20 protein-coding genes are annotated in these 19,164 nt (G+C 68.1%); 11 read left to right on the top strand and 9 right to left on the bottom strand.

Translation table 11 applies throughout. The features are described from left to right. Nucleotides 1–46 precede the first annotated feature (46 nt). The gene (locus ACFORO_RS08730; protein WP_377896516.1) at nucleotides 47–784 is read left to right on the top strand and encodes a class I SAM-dependent methyltransferase; all 738 of its coding nucleotides are present in this window, start codon (nucleotides 47–49) and stop codon (nucleotides 782–784) included. Here the strand turns inward: ACFORO_RS08730 and ybaK are convergent. Next, nucleotides 781–1,260, bottom strand: a complete 480-nt coding sequence (ybaK, locus tag ACFORO_RS08735; protein ID WP_377867871.1) for a Cys-tRNA(Pro) deacylase — start codon at nucleotides 1,258–1,260, stop codon at nucleotides 781–783. The genes ACFORO_RS08730 and ybaK overlap by 4 nt on opposite strands. A gap of 189 nt (nucleotides 1,261–1,449) precedes the next feature. Between ybaK and ACFORO_RS08740 the strand changes: the two genes are divergently transcribed. Together ACFORO_RS08740 and rsrA are read left to right on the top strand one after the other, a co-directional pair. Then, nucleotides 1,450–2,076, top strand: coding sequence for a sigma-70 family RNA polymerase sigma factor (locus ACFORO_RS08740; protein WP_037355674.1), 627 nt, complete (start codon nucleotides 1,450–1,452; stop codon nucleotides 2,074–2,076). Next, a complete protein-coding gene (rsrA, locus tag ACFORO_RS08745; RefSeq protein WP_116202568.1) occupies nucleotides 2,073–2,396 on the top strand; it encodes a mycothiol system anti-sigma-R factor in 324 nt (107 codons plus the stop codon). The genes ACFORO_RS08740 and rsrA overlap by 4 nt, the downstream gene beginning before the upstream one ends. A 65-nt stretch (nucleotides 2,397–2,461) precedes the next feature. Here rsrA and ACFORO_RS08750 read toward each other — a convergent pair whose 3' ends face one another. Beyond that, nucleotides 2,462–2,536, bottom strand: coding sequence for a 50S ribosomal protein bL37 (locus tag ACFORO_RS08750; RefSeq protein ID WP_098515123.1), 75 nt, complete (start codon nucleotides 2,534–2,536; stop codon nucleotides 2,462–2,464). 192 nt (nucleotides 2,537–2,728) lie between these two features. On the opposite strand from ACFORO_RS08750, the gene ACFORO_RS08755 reads away from it, so the two are divergent. After that, nucleotides 2,729–4,249 (top strand): sensor histidine kinase, encoded by a 1,521-nt coding sequence (locus ACFORO_RS08755; RefSeq protein WP_344270812.1) that lies wholly within the window; start codon nucleotides 2,729–2,731, stop codon nucleotides 4,247–4,249. Nucleotides 4,250–4,293: 44 nt separating this feature from the next. Beyond that, entirely contained in the window at nucleotides 4,294–5,250 is a 957-nt protein-coding gene (locus ACFORO_RS08760) for a GNAT family N-acetyltransferase (RefSeq protein WP_377867870.1), read from the top strand. A 458-nt stretch (nucleotides 5,251–5,708) separates the two neighbouring features. Here the strand turns inward: ACFORO_RS08760 and ACFORO_RS08765 are convergent, their stop codons facing one another. Together ACFORO_RS08765 and ACFORO_RS08770 are read right to left on the bottom strand one after the other, a co-directional pair. Further along, complete coding sequence (locus ACFORO_RS08765; RefSeq protein WP_009082948.1) at nucleotides 5,709–5,963, bottom strand: WhiB family transcriptional regulator; 255 nt, start codon at nucleotides 5,961–5,963, stop codon at nucleotides 5,709–5,711. Nucleotides 5,964–6,234: 271 nt separating this feature from the next. Further along, nucleotides 6,235–7,161 carry a diacylglycerol/lipid kinase family protein gene (locus ACFORO_RS08770; RefSeq protein ID WP_116202565.1) on the bottom strand — a complete coding sequence of 309 codons (927 nt, stop codon included), beginning with the start codon at nucleotides 7,159–7,161 and terminating at the stop codon, nucleotides 6,235–6,237. A gap of 356 nt (nucleotides 7,162–7,517) precedes the next feature. On the opposite strand from ACFORO_RS08770, the gene ACFORO_RS08775 reads away from it, so the two are divergent. Continuing rightward, a complete protein-coding gene (locus tag ACFORO_RS08775; RefSeq protein WP_370934327.1) occupies nucleotides 7,518–8,000 on the top strand; it encodes a hypothetical protein in 483 nt (160 codons plus the stop codon). Nucleotides 8,001–8,120: 120 nt separating this feature from the next. Further along, nucleotides 8,121–9,704: an alpha/beta hydrolase gene (locus tag ACFORO_RS08780; RefSeq protein WP_377867869.1), complete on the top strand. Its 1,584-nt coding sequence runs from the start codon at nucleotides 8,121–8,123 to the stop codon at nucleotides 9,702–9,704. Between the two features lie 51 nt (nucleotides 9,705–9,755). On the opposite strand, the gene ACFORO_RS08785 is transcribed toward ACFORO_RS08780, so the two are convergent. Together ACFORO_RS08785 and ACFORO_RS08790 are read right to left on the bottom strand one after the other, a co-directional pair. Then, nucleotides 9,756–10,238 carry a GNAT family N-acetyltransferase gene (locus ACFORO_RS08785; RefSeq protein ID WP_009082938.1) on the bottom strand — a complete coding sequence of 161 codons (483 nt, stop codon included), beginning with the start codon at nucleotides 10,236–10,238 and terminating at the stop codon, nucleotides 9,756–9,758. A 1-nt stretch (nucleotide 10,239) separates the two neighbouring features. Next, nucleotides 10,240–10,830, bottom strand: a complete 591-nt coding sequence (locus ACFORO_RS08790; RefSeq protein WP_344270839.1) for an acid phosphatase — start codon at nucleotides 10,828–10,830, stop codon at nucleotides 10,240–10,242. An 86-nt stretch (nucleotides 10,831–10,916) separates the two neighbouring features. On the opposite strand from ACFORO_RS08790, the gene ACFORO_RS08795 reads away from it, so the two are divergent. Both ACFORO_RS08795 and ACFORO_RS08800 read left to right on the top strand, forming a co-directional pair. After that, nucleotides 10,917–11,393 carry a hotdog fold domain-containing protein gene (locus tag ACFORO_RS08795; RefSeq protein WP_354750376.1) on the top strand — a complete coding sequence of 159 codons (477 nt, stop codon included), beginning with the start codon at nucleotides 10,917–10,919 and terminating at the stop codon, nucleotides 11,391–11,393. Between the two features lie 124 nt (nucleotides 11,394–11,517). Then, nucleotides 11,518–13,140, top strand: coding sequence for a GMC oxidoreductase (locus ACFORO_RS08800; protein WP_377867868.1), 1,623 nt, complete (start codon nucleotides 11,518–11,520; stop codon nucleotides 13,138–13,140). Here the strand turns inward: ACFORO_RS08800 and ACFORO_RS08805 are convergent. Next, nucleotides 13,137–13,745 (bottom strand): dTDP-4-dehydrorhamnose 3,5-epimerase family protein, encoded by a 609-nt coding sequence (locus tag ACFORO_RS08805; protein ID WP_377867867.1) that lies wholly within the window; start codon nucleotides 13,743–13,745, stop codon nucleotides 13,137–13,139. The genes ACFORO_RS08800 and ACFORO_RS08805 overlap by 4 nt on opposite strands. 371 nt (nucleotides 13,746–14,116) lie before the next feature. Between ACFORO_RS08805 and ACFORO_RS08810 the strand changes: the two genes are divergently transcribed. Together ACFORO_RS08810 and ACFORO_RS08815 are read left to right on the top strand one after the other, a co-directional pair. Then, nucleotides 14,117–15,298: an NAD(P)-dependent malic enzyme gene (locus ACFORO_RS08810; protein WP_377867879.1), complete on the top strand. Its 1,182-nt coding sequence runs from the start codon at nucleotides 14,117–14,119 to the stop codon at nucleotides 15,296–15,298. A gap of 102 nt (nucleotides 15,299–15,400) precedes the next feature. Further along, nucleotides 15,401–16,270, top strand: a complete 870-nt coding sequence (locus ACFORO_RS08815) for a TIGR03620 family F420-dependent LLM class oxidoreductase (protein ID WP_377867866.1) — start codon at nucleotides 15,401–15,403, stop codon at nucleotides 16,268–16,270. Between the two features lie 7 nt (nucleotides 16,271–16,277). Here ACFORO_RS08815 and ACFORO_RS08820 read toward each other — a convergent pair whose 3' ends face one another. Both ACFORO_RS08820 and ACFORO_RS08825 read right to left on the bottom strand, forming a co-directional pair. Further along, nucleotides 16,278–17,531 (bottom strand): ATP-binding protein, encoded by a 1,254-nt coding sequence (locus ACFORO_RS08820; RefSeq protein ID WP_377867865.1) that lies wholly within the window; start codon nucleotides 17,529–17,531, stop codon nucleotides 16,278–16,280. 157 nt (nucleotides 17,532–17,688) lie between these two features. Next, nucleotides 17,689–19,113, bottom strand: coding sequence for a bis-aminopropyl spermidine synthase family protein (locus ACFORO_RS08825; protein WP_354750702.1), 1,425 nt, complete (start codon nucleotides 19,111–19,113; stop codon nucleotides 17,689–17,691). Between the last annotated feature and the right edge of the window lie 51 nt (nucleotides 19,114–19,164).

Genomic DNA, 19,164 nt, shown 5'->3' on the forward strand with positions numbered 1-19,164 from the left:
CCGTCAGCGACCCGATCTTGGTCCATCCGCGGCTTACACGGTTGTCATGACACGGCCGGATTTCATGACTGCCAACGCTTCCGACGAGAGCCTCGCCAATGACTACGACACCTTCGGCGAGGCCTACGCGATCGAAACCGAGCACAGTCTCATCAACGCCTACTACACCCGACCAGCGATTCTGGACCTCGCTGGCGACGTGACCGGCCGCAAGATCCTCGACGCGGGCTGCGGCGCGGGACCGTTGTTCGCCTCGTTGCGGGACCGAGGCGCGCACGTGAGCGGCTTCGACTTCAGCGCCACCATGGTCCGCCTAGCGCGGCAGAGACTCGGTGAAGACGCGGACCTCCGGGTCGCCGACATCAGCCAGCCGCTGCCTTACGCCGACCAGCAGTTCGACGACGTCATCGCGGCCTTGGTCCTTCATTACCTGGAGGACTGGACCGCGCCGCTGGCGGAATTGCGGCGGATCATCCGGCCCGGCGGGCGGCTGATCCTGGCGGTCAACCACCCGGTCATCTACAAAATCATCCACCCCGAGGGCAACTACTTCGCCACCGAACGGTGGTCCGAGGAGTACACGTTCAACGGCCAAAAGGGCGTGCTCGAGTACTGGCACCGTCCGCTGCACGCGATGACCGACGAATTCACCAAGGCCGGGTTCCGCACGTCAGTGGTCAGCGAGCCGTATCCGGCGGAAGGCGCGCGTGAGAAGTTCCCTGACGAAATGCAGGGCAAGGAAGCTTTCCTCTGCTTCCTGTTCTTCGTTCTGGAAGCGGCTTAACCAGCTGCGATCCCAGCCACCACCGCACCAGTGAGGCGCACCAGCTCGGCCGGGTCCAGCTCCACCTCAAGACCTCGTCGGCCACCGGAGCAGAACATTGTCGGGTAGTTCAGCGCTGAGCCGTCCAGGACCACCGGCAGGCGGCTCCGGTGGCCGAGCGGCGAAATTCCGCCGAGGACGTACCCGGTGGCCCGCTGGGCAGCAGCGGGGTCGGCCATTTTCGCTTTTTTGCCTCCGGCCGCGGCGGCCAGGGCTTTCAGGTCCAGCTGGCCGGTGACGGGAACCACGCCGACGACGAGTTTCCCGTCCACGTCCGTGACCAGCGTTTTGAACACCCGGCCGGGTTCCAGGCCCAGCGCTTCCACCGCTTCCAGGCCGAACGACTCCGCCCGGGGATCATGGTCGTAGGTGTGCACGGTGTGCGTCACCTTCTGCTTCTGCAGCAGCGCCGTCGCCGGAGTGCCCTTGCCCGCCATGCGGGGAAGTCTACGAAACAGGCCGGGAATGCCCGGTCGGCACGTTCTGTTACAACCATCGTGACCACCACGCTCGCCATTTCCCGCCCCGCAAGGAGCCGTCCCGGGACCGGCTTCCCGAACCCCCGCGTAAACTCGGTGCTGCCGTATGCGCAGACGCGCATCGACGCCGAACGGGAAGGGAACGGTTTGCCGAGCACCCCCAACTCCGCGCCGGAGACGGCGGCCGACGAGCTGGAGCTCGCCGAGCGCTTCGAGCGCGACGCGATGCCCCTGCTCGACCAGCTGTACGCGGCCGCTATGCGGATGACCCGCAACCCGTCCGACGCCGAGGACCTGGTCCAGGAGACCTACCTGAAGGCGTACGCGGCGTTCGCGTCCTTCAAGGCAGGCACGAACCTCAAGGCGTGGATGTACCGCATCCTCACCAATACCTACATCAACGGCTACCGCAAACGTCAGCGGCAGCCGGTGCAGCAGCCCACGGACGAGATCAGCGACTGGCAGATCGCCAGGGCGGAAAGCCACACCTCGAGCGGCCTTCGCTCGGCCGAGGTCGAGGCGATGGACAATCTCCCGGACACCGACGTCAAGGCCGCTTTGCAGAAGCTGCCCGAGGAGTTCCGGCTCGCGGTCTACCTCGCCGACGTCGAGGGCTTCGCGTACAAGGAGATCGCCGAGATCATGGACACTCCGATCGGCACCGTGATGTCCAGGCTGCACCGCGGCCGCGCGCAGCTGCGCGACCTGCTGGCCGACGTCGCGCGCGAGCGCGGCTTCATCCGGGGGAACCGCGAGGAGGTGGCGAAACGATGAGCTCGGAAGACGTGCCCGCGGAGAAGATGCCCTGCGAGGACGCGCTCGCGGAGATCTACCTGCTGCTGGACCGCGAATGCAGTCCGGAGCGGGACGCGGAACTGCGCAGGCACATCGAGGACTGCCCGCCGTGCCTCGAGGAGTACGGCATCGACGAGCAGCTCAAGCACCTGCTCGCCCGCAAATGCGGCGGCGACCTCGCCCCGGCGGAGCTGAAGAGCAGGCTGCGCGCCTCCATCCGGCAGACCGTCGCCACGCAGGGCGGCGTCACCGTGGAGCGCACCGAGATCACCGTGGAACAGCGCACCAGCCGCGACTGACCACCACACGACAACGGCCCCCGTACCGATCCGGTGCGGGGGCCGTGTCAGGTCCTGGCGCTGACTCAGGCGTTGGGCTTCTTGCCGTGGTTGGCGCCGTTCTTCTTGCGGTCGCGACGCTTGCGGGCGCGCTTCGACATGTTCTCTCCTCGGTGTGCGCTGAGTGTCCCGGGGCGGGGTTCGACACACCGGCCGGGCACGGGTCAACCGCTCAAGTGTGGCATGCGGGCCGGAGACACCTCGGCGGCACCCGCTCCTGCGCTCTGGTTGGATGGACTCAGGAGGTGCGCAGGCATGAACGAACTCACCGCATTCGAGGGCGGCCGGTAGCCGTGTCGACCCTTTCCGACCTGCTCGCCGAGAACACCGGCCTCCCCGGTGAAGCGGCCGACCACCTGCAGACCGTCGTCGCGGAGTGGCAGCTGCTGGCCGACCTGTCGTTCGCCGATTTCCTGCTCTGGGTTCCGGTTTCCGCGGAACACCAGCCCGACGGCGGCGATTTCGTGTGCGTCGCGCACGCCCGGCCGACCACCGCGCCCACCGCGCATCCCGAGGACGTCGTCGGCACCCGGTTCACCGTGGACGAGCATCCGCAGCTGGCCAAGGCCATGCGCGAGGTCAAGATCTGCCGCGAGGAAGACCCGCACTGGTACCGCGACCTGCCGATGCGCCGCGAAGCGGTGCCGGTGAGCTTCGGCGGCGAGGTGATCGCCGTGCTGAGCCGCGAGACCAACCTCGCCGCGCCGCGCGTGCCGAGCCCGTTGGAGATCGCCTACCTCGGCAGCGCGGGCGACCTGTGCCAGATGATCGTGGACGGCACCTTCCCGCCCGCCGGCGGCAACCAGACCGACACGCACACCAGTCCCCGCGTCGGCGACGGTCTCGTCCGGCTCGACCAGGCCGGCACTGTCGTGTTCGCCAGCCCCAACGGCCTGTCCGCCTACCACCGGATGGGCCACGAATCGGACCTCGTCGGGCAGCGGCTGGCCCCGCTCACCCGGTCGCTGATCCGCGACCCGTTCGACGCCACCGAGGTGTCGCACCGGATCATCGAGGCCCTGGACGGCAAGCCGTCCACCCGCACCGAGGCCGACTCGAAGCGCGGCGCGGTCGTGCTGTTCCGTGCGCTGCCGCTGCGCCCGGCCGGGCAGCCCGCGGGCGCGTTGGTGCTGGTCCGCGACGTCACCGAGGTCAAGCGCCGCGACCGCGCGCTGATGTCGAAGGACGCCACGATCCGCGAGATCCACCACCGCGTGAAGAACAACCTGCAGACCGTCGCCGCGCTGCTGCGGCTGCAGTCGCGGCGCACCACGAGCGAAGAGGCCCGGCTGGCGCTGGGCGAATCGGTGCGGCGGGTGTCGTCGATCGCGATGGTGCACGAGGCGCTGTCGATCTCCGTCGACGAGCGCGTGGACCTGGACAAGCTGCTCGACAACGTGCTCCCGATGGTCGGCGAGGTCGCCACCGCGGAATCGCAGGTCGGCATGACGCGCAAGGGCTCGTTCGGCGTGGTCGTGGCCGAGATCGCGACGCCGCTGGTGATGGTGCTGGCCGAACTGGTGCAGAACGCGATTGAGCACGCGTTCCCGCAGGGACGGCCGGGCAAGGTCGAGCTGATCGTGGAGCGGTCGGCGCGCTGGCTGGACATCCTGATCCGCGACAACGGCCGCGGCCTGCCGTCCGGGTTCTCGCTGGAGCGCAGCGACGGGCTCGGCCTGCAGATCGTGCGGACGCTGGTCGAATCGGAGCTGCGCGGATCGCTTTCGCTGCGCCAGGTCCGGACCGACGAGGCGGGCAACCGGGTCCCGGGCACCGAGGCGGCGCTGCGGATTCCGCTGTCGCGGCGGCTCTAGAAAACCCGGCGACAGTTCGGCGGCGGCTGGTTAATGTCCGCCGTATGACCGGACTCACGTGGCGGCCGCTCACGAAAGCGGACGCCCAGTCGTCGGCCGATCTGCTCAACGACATCGAGGCAGTCGACCGGATCGGCGAGTACTACACCGCGGAAGACACGCTCCAGGAGCTGATCGATCCGTACGCCGATCTCGAACGCGCGAGCCTCGCCGCGTTCGACGGCGACCGCATGGTCGGCTACATGAAAGTCCGCTACAAGCTGTTCGCGAACGAGGTCGACCGGGTGTTTCTCGACGGCGGGGTGCATCCGGCCCACCGCCGCCGCGGAATCGGCGCCACGCTCGTGAAAGCCGGGATCGCAGCGGCGAGAACGGTGCACGCGGCGCACCACCCGGAGCTGAGGCTCTTTGTGGACGTCCACAAAGCAGAGCACATCGAGGGCGTGCCGGAACTCGTTCGCTCGCAAGGGTTCGCGCCGGTCCGGTATTTCCAGCGGATGGAACATCCGCTGGGCGGCGCGGTCGCGCCGATGCCCGGCGGGTTTCACGTCGAGCGGTGGTCGGCCGAGAACGCCGACGAGTTCCGGCTCGTCCGCAACGAGTCCTTTGCGGACCATTGGAACGCGCCGCCGCTGCCCGCGGACGCGTGGCAGCACAAATTCGCCAGTCACGCTCTGCGGCCGGAACTCAGCTTTCTGCTGCGGGACAAGGAAACCGGCGTTCCGGCGAGTCTCGTGCTCACCCTGTCGTGGGCCGCCGACACCGAGGTGACCGGCGTCCGCGACGCGCACTTCATGGTGATCGGCACCATTCCCGGCTACCGGAAACGCGGACTCGCCAGCGCGGGCATCGCACACGCGCTGCGGACCGCCGCCGAGCACGGATACGACCAAGCCAGCCTCATCGTCGATTCAGCGAGCGAGGCCGGAGCTCCTGGAGTTTTCGAGCGCGCCGGGTTCACGCCCAAGATGCGTTACGTGCGCTGGGCTCTCGAAGCCTGAGGTGTCCACATCGGACCCCAGACGCGTTGCCGGAGACTTTAAAACGGCGCGGCGATGCGAGTGTGCTGTCCGTGAGGGGAACCCTGAGGGACTCTGAGTCCCTCAGGGTTCCCCTCACGGACGAGGGCAAGCGCGCAGGCCTGATGTTGAGGCGGGTGTGGCGTCCGTTGCAGGCTGCCGAGCGCACGGCTGAAGTCCCTGGCATCGGACCCCAGACGCGTTGAAGGGCCAGTACCAGTGAAGCTCGGCGGTACCGGCCCGTTCAACGTTCCGCGGGAGGACTTGGATAGTCCTGGGTGAGGCGGCACCCGGATGCGGGGTGGCCGACCTCGGTTGTTACGCTCGAACCGGGTATGTGTCGCCATGTGCGGCACGGGCACGCGAATGCCCGCCGGGCGAAAGTCCGGTCCGGGGTGGTGGTGCTTGCGATTCTGGGTGCTGCAGCTGAGTCGTGAGACTCAGGCGGTGGTACGCGTGCCGATGTGCGTACGGCGGCGCTTGAGCGCGCGTCGCTCGTCTTCGCTCATTCCGCCCCAGACGCCGGCGTCCTGGCCGCTGGCCAAAGCCCAGGCCAGGCAGTCGGAAGCTGCGGGGCAGCGGTGGCACACGGCCTTCGCCTCGGAGACCTGCAACAGAGCCGGACCGCTGGTCCCCACCGGGAAGAACAGCTCGGGGTCCTCGTCTCGGCAGGCCGCGTCGTGGCGCCAGTCCATGTTCGTGAGCTCCTTCACAGTGACGCGGGAGGGCCGCGCCACAGTAGTGGCGGTCGTGTTTTTGGGTGCTTGTGAATGCTTTCACGAAGCACCGCGTTCGACAAGTGTTTCGACAAGATCGGTGAGTCAGCTCACCCGGCCGAGCTATGCCTCTGACCTGCGGTTTCGTTCTGAAAAGGTCCGCTCGCCGGAAGGCCGGTGCGGTGAACGGAGGGTTTGCGTCGCCGAGCGGCAGGGCGCACTTTGCCGCGGGCGATCAGTGGTCACCTCGTCATCCGACTACGGTGAGTGCATCCGGAACGCTCTGGAACTCGACCCGGGTGCGTTGCCCGACGAGGTCCCCGTCGACCTGGAAGTTGACCGGTTCAGCTGCGTCGATGCGGATCAGAGGCACATCGTCGCGGCGGAGCAGACGGCGGCCGTGCTGATCGCTCTCCGTGAGGAGAGCTTGCCGTACATGCGTGAACACGGTGGGCAATCGCAGACCGTTCAACGCGAACAGGCCCAATCCGGTCTCGAACGAGCAGCCGGAGTTGAGGTGGACCGGGCGTTCCCCGAGGTAAGTCCACGGATCGGTGTTCGACACGAACGCCGTCACCGCCTCGGCCGGTTCCTCGCCGGGGATCCGGACGGTCAGCGCCGGCCGCCCGAGCGGAGGACGGAAGTAGGAGCGGACGGCGGCCCGCAGATAGAGGCTCGCGCTGGTTTGCTTGCCGCGCCGTTTCGCGACGCGGCCGACGACGTCGGCGTCCCAGCCGAGCCCCGCGTTGAAGGTGAACCAGTGCCCGTCGGCCAGTCCGAGGCCGATCCGCCGGGTCCGTTCGGTTTCGAGCGCGGTGAGCAATTGGTGGGTCGCCTCGACCGGGTCGGCGGGCAGGCCGGCCGCGCGCGCGAACACGTTGGCCGAGCCGCCCGGCACCACGCCGAGCATCGGGACGGACCCGGAGCGTCCGGGAGCGCCCGCGGAATCGGCGAGCAGGCCGTTGACGACCTCGTTGACCGTGCCGTCGCCGCCGTGCGCCACCACCAGGTCGTAGCCGTCGCGGGCCGCTGACCGGGCCACCGCGAGCGCGTGCCCGCGATAGTCGGTTTCGACGACGTCCAGCTTCACCTGGCTGGCCAGCGCGTGCGCCAGCACGTCCCGGCCACCCGCGGTGGTCGAGGTGGCCTGGGGGTTCACGACGAGGATGGCGCGCACTACCGCAGGGTAAGTGCTTTCCGCCCGGCGGACGTACCTCCAGCGCCACATGGTGACGCGAAGCTCAGCCGCTCGCGCGCGCCGTCCCGGCTCGGTGACCTTGGCGACCCTGTGGCGGGCGGTCCTCCTCTGCAGACGGCGAAAACTCCGCGCGTCGTGACAAGTGCACCCGGGCCGACCGCCCGCTCATCCACGACTACCCCGATTTTCTCTTCGCCCGCCGCCCCGGAAAACGGCCGACCGGGTGGCATACGATCGGTAGTGCTCACGCACGGTGACTCGCGCTGGTCGGGTGGCTGTGCCCCCGCCCGGAAGTTCCCGCGAAGTTCCGCACAGCAGCTGAAAGGGCCGCGCCCGTGTCGCATCCCGAGAACCCGCCGCCCACCCCGCTCGAGGTCCGCCTCGCCGGCGTCCTGACCGGGCTGCCCGGGCTGGGCCTGCTGGTCTTCGGCGTGGTGCTGCTGGTGCACGGGCTGCAGAACCCGCCGATCCCGGGCAACAACGTGTGGGCCGAATTCGGCACCTACGCGGTGCTGGCGCTGATCTTTCTCGCCGCCTCGGTCGGGCTGCTGCTCGGGCAGACGTGGGCGCGCTCGCCCGGCGTCGTCGTGGCGCTGCTGGTGATCGGGGTCGGCTGGTACCTGCTCGGGCCGTCCGGACAGCCGCTGTGGGGCGTGCCGATCGGGCTGTTCGGGCTGGCGGCGCTGGTGCTGCTGTTCCGCCGTCCGTCGCGGGCGTGGGCGCTCGGAATGCACGACGACGAGACCGAGGAAGAGGCGGCCGAGCGCGGCGGTCTCGCGGGACGGCGTGCCGAGCGGGAGCGCCGCGAACAGGACTGAGCGACAGTGACGTCACGTCATAGCGGACAGGTGACGCGGCGACACTGGTCGTGACCCCTCTCTGGCGATGGAATCGGTACCGCGCAACCGAATTCATCCGAATTCCGAAGAGGGGAACCCATGAGGAGACTGCGTCTCGTCGTGACCAGCACAGCGGTCGTGTGCGGACTGCTCGCCGGCGGATTACCGGCAGCGGCGGGCACCGCTGAGATCCCGGCCCGCTACACCGGCCAAGCGCTGGACTGGCACGCCTGTGCCCCGGGCGAGCTGGCCGATCTGCCGCCGGGCACGGACATCTCCGGGCTCGAATGCGCCGGCTACCGCACGCCCCGGGACTGGGACCGTCCGGACGACGGACAGGACCTGACCATCGCGATCAGCAGGCTCAAGTCCACCGGCGCCACGACGGCGTCGGTGCTCACCAACCCGGGCGGCCCCGGCGGACCCGGCCGCTGGTTCCCGGCAATGCTGCGCGGCCAGAGCAAGCTGCGCGAGCATCAGGAGATCATCGGCATCGACACCCGCGGCACCGGCCGCAGCACCAACGTCACCTGCGGCGGCGCGGCCAGCACAGGTGAAGGTCTCGACCCGCGCGACCGCGACCCGCGCAATCTCAACCAGATCGTCGACGCCGTCCAGTACGTCGCGACCGCCTGTCACGAGGCCTCGGGCGAACTGGCGGAGCTGATCAGCACTTTCCAGAACGTGCGGGACCTCGACCTGCTGCGGACCCTGCTCGGCCGGGACAAGATCAACTGGATCGGGTACTCGGCGGGCACCTGGCTCGGCGCGCATTACGCCCAGCAGTTCCCGCAGCACACCGGCCGGTTCGTGCTCGATTCCTCGACCCAGTTCACCGGGACCTGGCAGCAGTCGTTCGACTTCCAGCCGGCGGGCTACGAACGGCGCTGGCGACAGGACTTCCTGCCGTGGCTTGCCCGCTACGACGCCAAGTACCACTTCGGCACTCGCGGCGAGGCGGCCCGGCAAACCTACGAAAGCGTCCGGTACGCGCTGGCCCGCGAGCCGGTCGAGGTGAACGGCACGAAGATCGGCGCGGTCAAACTGGACTCCTTCATCATCGGCGCGCTCAAGGCCAAGAGCCAGTTCCCGGCGATCGCCACCGTGCTGGTCCAGGTCAAAACGCTGACCGACGCGCGGGCTTCGGCGCAAGCCAAGGGCGACGCTCGCGCGGCGCTCGGCAAGACGTTGTCGGAGGCGAAGAAGTCCGGTCCGATGGACGTGGCGGCCCAGGCCGGTGCTGATGACGCGATGGTGTCGACGTTGATCACGACCCTGTGCAATGACGGGCCGTGGACGGGCGACCGGCAGTCGCTGATCCGCCGGTCGCAGGAATACCTCGACCGGGGCGTGACCCTGCACAGCTCGCTGTGGATGTCGACGCAGGTCTGTGCGTTCTGGCCGGGCAAGCCGCGGCCGATGCCGGTGCTGAACGGGAAGGGCGTGCCGCCGGTGGTGATCGTCCAGTCCGAGCACGACCCGGCTACGCCGATCGAAGGCGTGCGGAAGGCGCATGCCGCGTTCCAGAACTCGCGGATGCTGACCGTCACCGGGGAAGGCGACCACGGGATTTACGGGATCGGCGGCAACAAGGCGGTGGACAGGGTGGTCGACGACTATCTGGTAGACGGCGTCGTCCCGGCGGACCAGAGCCTGCCGGGGCTGCCGTTGCCTAAGCCGTAAGGGGACTCGTGCGTGCTGCTCACGGTGAGAACCGTGAGCAGCACGCACGACTCAGGCCTCCTTGGCGAGCACCTTCAGCGGCTCGTCCGTCAGCCGATACACCGACCACTCGTCCTGCGGCAACGCCCCGAGCGCCCGGTAGAAGCCGACCGCCGGGTTCCAGTTGAGCACCGACCACTCCAGCCGGTGATAGCCCTTGTCCACGCACTCGGCGGCCAGCGTCGCCAGCAGCACCTTGCCGAGGCCCGAACCTCGCTGTTCCTCGCGGACGTACAGGTCTTCCAGATAGATCCCGTGCGTGCCGCGCCAGGTGGAGAAGTTCAAGAACCACAAGGTGAATCCGGCGATCTCGCCGTCCACTTCGGCCACGTGGCCGAACAGCGCCGGTGCCTCGCCGAACAGCGCGCCGTGCAGCTGCTCGGACGTGAGATGACATTCCTGCGGGGCGCGTTCGTACTCGGCCAGCGCGTAGACGAGCTCCACGACGGCGTCGACGTCTTCCGGCCGGATCCGCCGTACGCGGGGGTCGGTCACTTCATCCCTCCAACGCGGGCAGCAGGTTCAGGTGCTCGATCTGCGGTTCGCCGCGCTCGTCGCCGAGCACCGCGAGACCGGCCGGGTCCAGTCCGAAGTGGACACCCGAGGTGCCGGGCAGGCCGAGCCAGCGCGCGACGAGCACGCGGCTGAAGTGCCCGTGTCCGACCAGGACGACGTCGCCGTTCTCGATTTCGCGCCGGGCCCGGTCGAGCACCTTGTCCGCGCGCGCCTGTACGTCCTGCGCGCTTTCGCCGCCGGGTATCGGGCGGGTCCAGACGGTCCAGTCCGGGACCGTCTCGCGGATCTCCGGCGTGGTGACGCCTTCGTAGTCGCCGTAGTCCCACTCGGCCAGGTCCTCGGTGACCTCGTCCACGCGCAGGCCGGCGAGTTCCGCCGTGCGCAGCGCGCGGCCGCGCGGGCTGGAAAGCACCAGCCCCGGCCCGCCGAGCAGGGTTCGCAGGGTGCCGCCCGCCGCGCGCGCCTGGTCCTCGCCCGCCGGGGTCAGCGGGATGTCGGTGCGTCCGGTGTGCTTGCCGTTCGACGACCATTCGGTCTGGCCGTGCCGGAGAAGAAAGAGCCGATGTGCCACGCGGCCGAATATAGCCGGGGCGGGTTTGCCCGGCAGGTTCGTCGTGTGCGAGGCTACTGGTGAGTAACTTCACCTGGGAGGTGCTGATGGGTTCGCCGTCGACGTACGGGCTGTGGCGCAAGCTGGCCGCCAAACCCGGTGGCAAGCAGCTGTTTTCCGCCGCGATGTGCCTGCGCGTGCCCTACTTCGGCACCGTCTTGCCGACCATCCGCGAGATCCGTCCCGGGCACTGTTCGGTGACCGCGCCGAAGTGGTGGGGTGTGCACAACCACATCCGGACCTTCCACGCGATCGCCGCCTGCAACCTCGCCGAGATCGCGATGGGCATGCTGGCCGAGGCCACCGTCCCGGCCACGCACCGGTGGCTGCCCAAGGGCATGGAAGTGAGTTACGTCGCGAAGGCCGGAACGGGGTTGCGCGCGATCGCCGAATTGCCGGAGATCCCCGAGTTCGGCTCCGCGGGATTCGATCTTCCGGTTCCGGTGCGGATCGTGGACTCGCGCGGGACTGAGGTGGTCACCGCGACGATCACTGTGTGGGTCACGCCCCGGAAAGCCGCCTGACCGGCGAAACCTGTACTTCCCGTTACCCCGGCCGAGTGAAACTTAACACCGTTTACTGGGCAAATGCGAATAGTGCTCATTTTAGCCTTGCCAGGGTGCGCGGAAGCGGGTCAGCATGCCGGGCATGGCCTCCCTCAACCGTCGCCGATTCCTCGGCCTCGCCGCGCTGAACTCCGCCGCGGCCCTCGGACTGACCAGCATTTCGGCGACGACCGCGCGCGCGGCGACGCCTCCACCGCTGCCGGACTACTCGCCCGCGGTGGTGATCGGCACCGGGTACGGCGCGGCGGTCACCGCGCTGCGACTCGGCGAGGCGGGCGTGCCCACGGTGATGCTCGAAATGGGCCAGTTGTGGAACGAGGCGGGCCCGGACGGCAAAGTCTTCTGCGACATGCTGAAGCCGGACCGGCGGTCGATGTGGTTCAAGAAGCGCACTGAAGCGCCGCTCGCGTCGTTCCTGTGGCTGGACGTCGCGAACCACGACATCGATCCGTACGCCGGGGTGCTGGACCGGGTGAACTACGGCGGGATGTCGGTGTACGTCGGGCGCGGCGTCGGCGGCGGATCGCTGGTGAACGGCGCGATGGCGGTGCAGCCGAAGCGTTCGTACTTCGAGGAAATCCTGCCGCAGGTGGACGCCGACGAGATGTACGGCAAGTACTACCCGCGCGCCAACGCGGGCCTCGGCGTGAACCACATCGACGAGGACTGGTTCGAGACCTGCAAGTCGTATCAGTTCGCGCGCGTTTCCCGGAAAGCCGCGCAGAAAACCGGCTTGAAGACCACGTTCGTGCCGAGCGTCTACGACTTCGACTACATGAAGCAGGAAGAGGCCGGCACCGTCGAGCGTTCGGCGCTGGCGTCCGAGGTCATCTACGGCAACAACCACGGCAAACGCTCGCTGGACAAGACGTATCTCGCGGCCGCGCTCGGCACCGGGCACGTGACCATCCAGACGCTGAGCGAGGTCCGCGAGATCATTCAGCAGCAGGACGGCACGTACACGCTCGTCGTGCGCGAGTCCGACGCGCTCGGCAACGTGCTGTCCACCAAGCATCTGTCCACGAAGTACCTCTTCCTCGGCGCGGGCAGCCTCGGCTCGACCGAACTGCTGGTGCGCGCCCGCGACACCGGACGGCTGCCGCGGCTGTCCGAGGCTGTCGGCCAGGGCTGGGGCACCAACGGCAACGTGATGCTCGGCCGCGCCAACCATGTGTGGGACACGACCGGCAGCCTCGAAGCCGGGATGCCCGCGCTCGGCATCGACGACTGGGACAACCCGACGCATCCGGTGTTCGCCGAGATCGCGCCGGTGCCCGCCGGGCTCGAGACGTGGGCGAGCCTGTACCTGGCGATCACCAAGAACCCCGAACGCGGCCATTTCACCTACGACGCCGCCAGCGATTCGGCGAAACTGCAATGGACTCCGGACCAGGGGCAGCCGTCGATCGACGCGGCGAAATCGTTGTTCGACCGGGTCAACAAGGCGAACTCCACGATCTACCGCTACGACCTCTTCGGCGACACGCGGGCGTTCGAGAACCGCTTCACCTACCACCCGCTCGGCGGATTGGTGCTCGGCGACGCGACCGACAACTACGGGCGCGTGAAGGGTTACCGGAATCTGTACGTGACGGACGGTTCGCTGATTCCGGGCAGCACCGGCGTGAACCCGTTCGTGACGATCACCGCGCTGGCCGAGCGCAATATCGAACGGGTCATCGCCGAGGACGGCGTGCGCGCCTAGCGGTGCGCTGACCGCAGCTTTTCGTAGTACGCCACGCAATCCGCGTAGGAGGGCAGCAGACCCTGGTCGAGCGCTTCGGCCAGGGTCGGCGCTGCTTTGTCCTTTTCGGACACAATAGGTGCCAGTCCGGCGGGCCACGGCAGGTCCAGTGCCGGGTCGAGCGGGCTGATCCCGTGCTCGCCCGCCGGGTTGTAGGGCTCCGAGCAGAGGTACGACATCGCGGTGTTGTCTTCCAGCGCGATGAAGGCGTGCCCGATTCCCTCGGCCACGTACACCGCGCGGAATTCGGACGAGTCGAGCCGTACCGAGTCCCATTCGCCGAACGTCGGCGAGCCGACGCGCAGGTCCACCACCACGTCCAGCAGCGAACCGCTCGGGCAGTAGACGTACTTCGCCTGTCCGGGCGGGGTGTCGGCGAAGTGCACGCCGCGGATCGAGCCCGCGCGGGAAACGCTGTGGTTCGTCTGCGCGACCCGCAGCGGGTGCCCGGCCGCGCGGACGAACGCCTCCTCCTGCAACGGCGCGACGAACAGCCCGCGTTCGTCGGGGAACACGCGCGGGACGAACTCGAAAGCGTCGGGGACCTTGAGCGGGCGGAACTCCATGGCCGTCACCATATCGAGTGCGTTTTACGGCGCCGGAACGGAACTGCTTCCGAAACCGGACGGACGTCTTGGGAATCGCGAATCTGTGACATGAGCCGCACCGAGGGGTCGGGTCCGACCGGGGGCCTGTCATGATTGACGAACCGCAGCGTCGGCGGCCATCGCCACACCCCACGGATCGGATGGCCGTGCAGACGCCTCGCCGACAGGCCGGCGCTACCGCGCTGGGCTGCCGTCCGGAGGACGAGTTCCCACACGCGACGGGCGTGTTCGCCCGTCGACCAGGTGGTCCCCCGCTCGCAGTCCCAGGAGTACGTTCGATGACCCAGACCCATCCGCCCGCTTCCGTCATTTCCACGACAGGAACCCCGATGACCGACCAGGCCAGCACCGTCGCGGCCGTGACCGACGCCGAGATCTTCACCGGGCACGAGGGCGGCAAGCTCTCCGTGGCGGCGACCCGGCCGATCTCCGACCCGCGCGACCTCTCGATCGCCTACACGCCCGGCGTGGCGAAGGTGAGCCGCGCGATCGCCGAGGACGCGGCCAAGGCGAAGCGGTACACCTGGGCGGACCGGCTCGTGGCAGTGGTCAGCGACGGCACCGCGGTGCTCGGCCTCGGGGACATCGGCGCGAGCGCGTCGCTGCCGGTCATGGAGGGCAAATCGGTCCTCTTCAAGACCTTCGGCGGGCTGGACTCGATCCCGCTGGTGCTCGACACCACCGACGTCGACGAGATCGTCGAGACCCTGGTGCGGCTGCGCCCGTCGTTCGGCGCGGTCAACCTCGAGGACATCTCCGCGCCGCGCTGCTTCGAGCTGGAGGACAAGCTCAAGGAAGCGCTGGACTGCCCGGTCATGCACGACGACCAGCACGGCACCGCGATCGTCACCCTCGCCGCCCTGCGTGGCGCGAACCTGGTGCTCGACCGCGACATCGCCGGCGAGCGCGTCGTGGTGTCCGGGGCGGGCGCGGCCGGGGTGGCCTGCGCGAAGATCCTGCTCGCGGCCGGGGTCGCGGACGTGACGGTGCTTGATTCGCGCGGCATCGTGCACGCCGGCCGGGAGGATTTGAACCCGATCAAGCGGCAGCTGGTGGAGACCACGAACAAGGCCGGGCTGACCGGCGGGTTGGCCGAGGCGTTGCGCGGGGCCGATGTGTTCCTCGGGCTGTCCGGGGCGACGATCGATCCTTCGCTGCTGTCGACGATGGCGGACGACTCGATTGTGTTCGCGCTGTCCAATCCGGACCCGGAGGTGCACCCGGCGGTTGCCGCGCAGCACGCGGCGATTGTTGCCACTGGGCGTAGCGATTTCCCGAACCAGATCAATAACGTGCTGGCGTTCCCCGGGGTGTTCCGCGGGGCGTTGGACGCTGGGGCCCGGGCGATCACGGAGAACATGAAGCTGGCTGCCGCGGACGCGATCGTGGCGGTGGCTTCGGATGATCTCGGTCGGGATCGGATTGTGCCCAGTCCGCTGGATCCTCGGGTCGCGCCGGAGGTGGCTGCCGCGGTGGCCAAGGCTGCTGCGCAGGACGGGGTTACTGGCTGACGGTCTTTGCGGGAAGGCCCCTTGGCGCCGGTCGCCAGGGGGCCTTTCTTGTACGGCGCTTTTGGACTTGCTGGTCCATTTTTTGCGCGCCACCTTGGTGACATGAAGATCGGATTGCGCGGGTACGGCGTTTGGCAGGCCGGGGCGTTGACGACCCCGGCGATGGCTTCCGAGATCGAGCGGCTGGGGTATTCCGGGCTGTGGCTCGGTGGTCCTGGGGTGGATCTGGCCGGGATCGACGAGCTGTTGGGGGCTACTGAGTCGTTGGTGGTGGGGTCGAGCATCGTCAATGTCTGGTCGGGGGATCCGGCGGTGCTGGCTCGCTCGTATCAGCGGGTCAGCGAGCGGTTTCCCGGGCGGTTTGTGCTCGGGATCGGGGTTGGGCATCGGGAGCAGTCGGCGGGGTATGAGCGGCCGATGGACGCGGTTCGGCGGTTTCTCGATGTGCTGGACGAGGGCGGGGTGCCGGTTTCCGGGCGGGTGCTCGCTGCGTTAGGGCCCCGGATGTTGGAGCTGGCTGCTGAGCGGGCTGGTGGGGTGGTGCCGTATTTGGTTCCGCCTTCGCATACGCGGCTTGCTCGGGAGGCGGTAGGTTCTGCTGGGTTTGTCGCGCCGGAGCAGAAGGTGGTGGTGAGTCCGGATGTGGTTCGGGGGCGTGAGATCGCTCGGGGGCGGGTGGAGCATCCTTATTTGGGGTTGGTGAATTACGCCAGCAATTTGCGACGGCTGGGGTATACGGATGAGGATTTGGCTGGGTCTGATCGGTTGATTGACGATCTCGTGGCGGTGGGGGATGTTTCCGCGGTTGTTGCGCGGTTGGGGGAGCATCGGGCGGCTGGGGCCGATCATGTTGTGGTGCAGGTGATTACGGAGAAGTACCAGACGCATCCTGGGTTGCCTGGGGTGCGGTTGCAGGTTTATGACGATGAGGTGATGGGGGTTTATCGGGAATTGGCGGAGGGGTTGTTTTAGAAGTAGGTCAAACTGCGAGCTGCCATAGCGCGCTGATAGGCAGTGCGCGGAATTTCGCTCCGAACGGAAGCGTGTCGGGTCCGGTATGGAGCACATAGCCGGCTAGGAAGTCGTCCCCGAGCCGTTGTTCGAGATGGCGGAGGCCGCGGAAGTCGCCGGATGTCACAGTGGTGGCTGCCTTGACTTCGATGGCGACTACTTGGCCGCGCGGGTTTTCGAGGACGGCGTCCACTTCGACTTTGTCTTTTGTCCGGTAGTGGTACAGCTCGGCCCGATTATCGGACCACGTAAGCTGCCTGGCGAGTTCCATGAGGACGAATCCTTCGAGGAGGGAGCCGAATTCGCCGCCCGGACGGATGAGGGCGGCGGGTTCGGCTTGCACGAGATCCGCCGCGATCCCGGTGTCCACGAACGCGACCTTGGGCGTGTCGACCGTGCGCGCTGTGATGGTGCGGGACCACGCGGGGATTCGTTTGATCAAGAAGATCTCTTCGAGCAAGCTGAGATATCGTTGGGTGGTGTGATAAGTCAGGCCGGCGTCGTTCCCGAGCGAGTTCGGCACGAGCAATCCGGCGTTCCGGCCCGCTATGAGCCGCAGCATCGCGCGCAGTTGGGCGAGCTTTTCAATCTCGCCCAGCTGCCGGATGTCCCGGGTGATCAAGTCCTCGAGATAGGACTGGAAGAAGCGTGCACGACGGCGCGGTTCGGTTCGCCGGACTGCCTCGGGGAATCCTCCCCGGACCGCTCGGTCGGCATAGTCTCGACGGCTGAGTTCGGAGCGGTGGTAAAGATCAGGGCCCAGCGTGAACGCGGCGTCGACGAAATCGTCTCGAGTGCCATCGATCTCGCCTTGCGACAGCGGCCATAGTTCGATGGTCTCGCTGCGGCCCGGCAACGTGTCAGGGAGTCCTCGAAGGGCAAGGATCTGCGACGAACCGGTGAGCAGGTAGCGGCCCGGACGAGGGTCTGCGTCGACTGCGGCCTTGATCGGCAGGAAGAGCTCCGGTGCTCGCTGGATCTCGTCGATGACCATCAGCCTGTCAAAGTCGACGAACCCGCTTGGGTCAGCATGTGCTGCCGCTAGATCCTGAGGATGGTCGAGATTGCGAACCTCGACGGACGAATCGTTCGCGATCATGCGGGCGAGCGTGCTCTTGCCTGCCTGGCGCGCACCGTTGATCAAGACGACTCGGGTGTCGCCGAGCGCCTCGGCGACCAAGTTCTGTGCACGCCTGCCGAGTAGGTCGATTCCTCCGGTCACAGTCAGTTATTCTAGCAGGTGCAGGCCCCAAATTCAGCTTACCTAAGGAGTTGATCTTCAATCTGGCCGCTAGGGTGACTGCAATCTGGCCGCGGCTGGATCTTCAATCCAGCCGCTCGGCACGCTTCAATCTGGCCGCTCGGCGACGCGCGCGGGGTTAGCCGGGGAGCAGTTCCGCCAAGCGGTGTCGGGGGACGTCCACCAGGCGTAGGTCCGCAAGGTCCTTGGGGACGTTCAGCGCGGCGTTCGCCAGCCTCGCGTGGGCGCGGGTCAGCAGGTCGGACGGGTGGTCCACTACGTCTGCCGCGACGATGGCGTGGCGGTTGTCGGGGGTGCTGCGCAGGAGGCGCAGGCGGTATTTGTCCGCCACCAGCGAGGTCAGGGCTGCTTGTGCGGCGGCGTCTGCGAGGTCGGGATGGTTGTTCGGCACCAGCAGCGCCAGGCGGCGGGCGTTGGTGCCCAGCAGGGTGCGCAGGAGCCAGGGGCCCGGATCAGCCGAGAGGTCCATCGCGACGGCGTCGCCCTCGGGGCCGGAGGTGGCCCAGCCGACGGGGCGGGTTTCCAGGGCCAGGCCGCCCTCGGAGGCGATTTCTCGGGCGGCCGCTAGGAGGCCCGGTTTGGTGGCGGCCGATTCTACTGATTGCGGGCCGTGGGTGTAGATCGCGGAGCTTCCCTTGCGGGCGAACGATTTCTTGGCCTTCGCGGTGGGTTGGCAGACGTAAAGGTCCGCTGCGCTGCCGATGGCTTGTGCGCCGGTGTAGCGGTTGAAGTCGGGGAGGATCGCTTCGAAGGTGAGGCCCAGGGTGGCGAGCGAGCGCTGTACCTGTGCGCCTAGGGCGGGGTGGCGCGGGCTGTAGCCGTAGGCCAGGAGGATTCGGCCTTCGGTGGGTTCCCGCAAAGCTTGCACTGCGCGTGCGGCGAAGAGGCCCATGCCTTCTGGGGTGTAGGGCGGATCGCTGAAGACCAGGTCTGCTTTGCCAGTGAGAGCCGGGGGCAGGCCGACGCGCAGGTCGGCGTGAGCGGTGAAGATGCCGCGTTCGCCAGTGGTGTCCAGGTAGGACAGGACGCGTTCGTCCAGGTCCACTACGGACAGTTCGGCCTCCGGGCACACTGCGCGCACAGCCAGGGAAGTCAGGTCGTGGTCGCCTAGGAAGAGGACCTTGCTGCGGCGGAGGTCGTAGCGAGAGTTCAGCCACAATGCGCGGCGCAGCACGGTCTCCGGGGTCGCTTGCACGTGGTCCAGCGCGGCCAGCGGCGGCGGGACGGCGGCGATTCGTTCGGCCAGCATGGTGAGCAGGGCGGGCTGGTCCGCGACTGCTGCGTCGAGGGGGTCGGGCAGCGGGGGCAGGGAGTAAGACGCGTAAGCGGGGCGCGAGCCAGGGGAGATTCGGACGCCGGCCGGGGAGCGTTCCAGGTCCGGTTCCAGTGCCGCGAGAAGGTCTTCGACGCTTCGGCGCGGGGCTGCGGTGAGCCGCACCAGGTCGGGCAGTTCGTACGAGCCGCTGCGGAGCAGGCCTAGTACTTCGTAGAGCGGGCGGACGGCGGCACCGTGTGCGGCGAGGACGTCGTCTAGGGCGGTCACGGGGTCCCAGACTAGTCGGCCACCCTGCGGGACGGGCTGCCAAGGCCGCGC

Source organism: Amycolatopsis halotolerans, from assembly GCF_042647905.1.
Lineage (GTDB): Bacteria > Actinomycetota > Actinomycetes > Mycobacteriales > Pseudonocardiaceae > Amycolatopsis > Amycolatopsis halotolerans.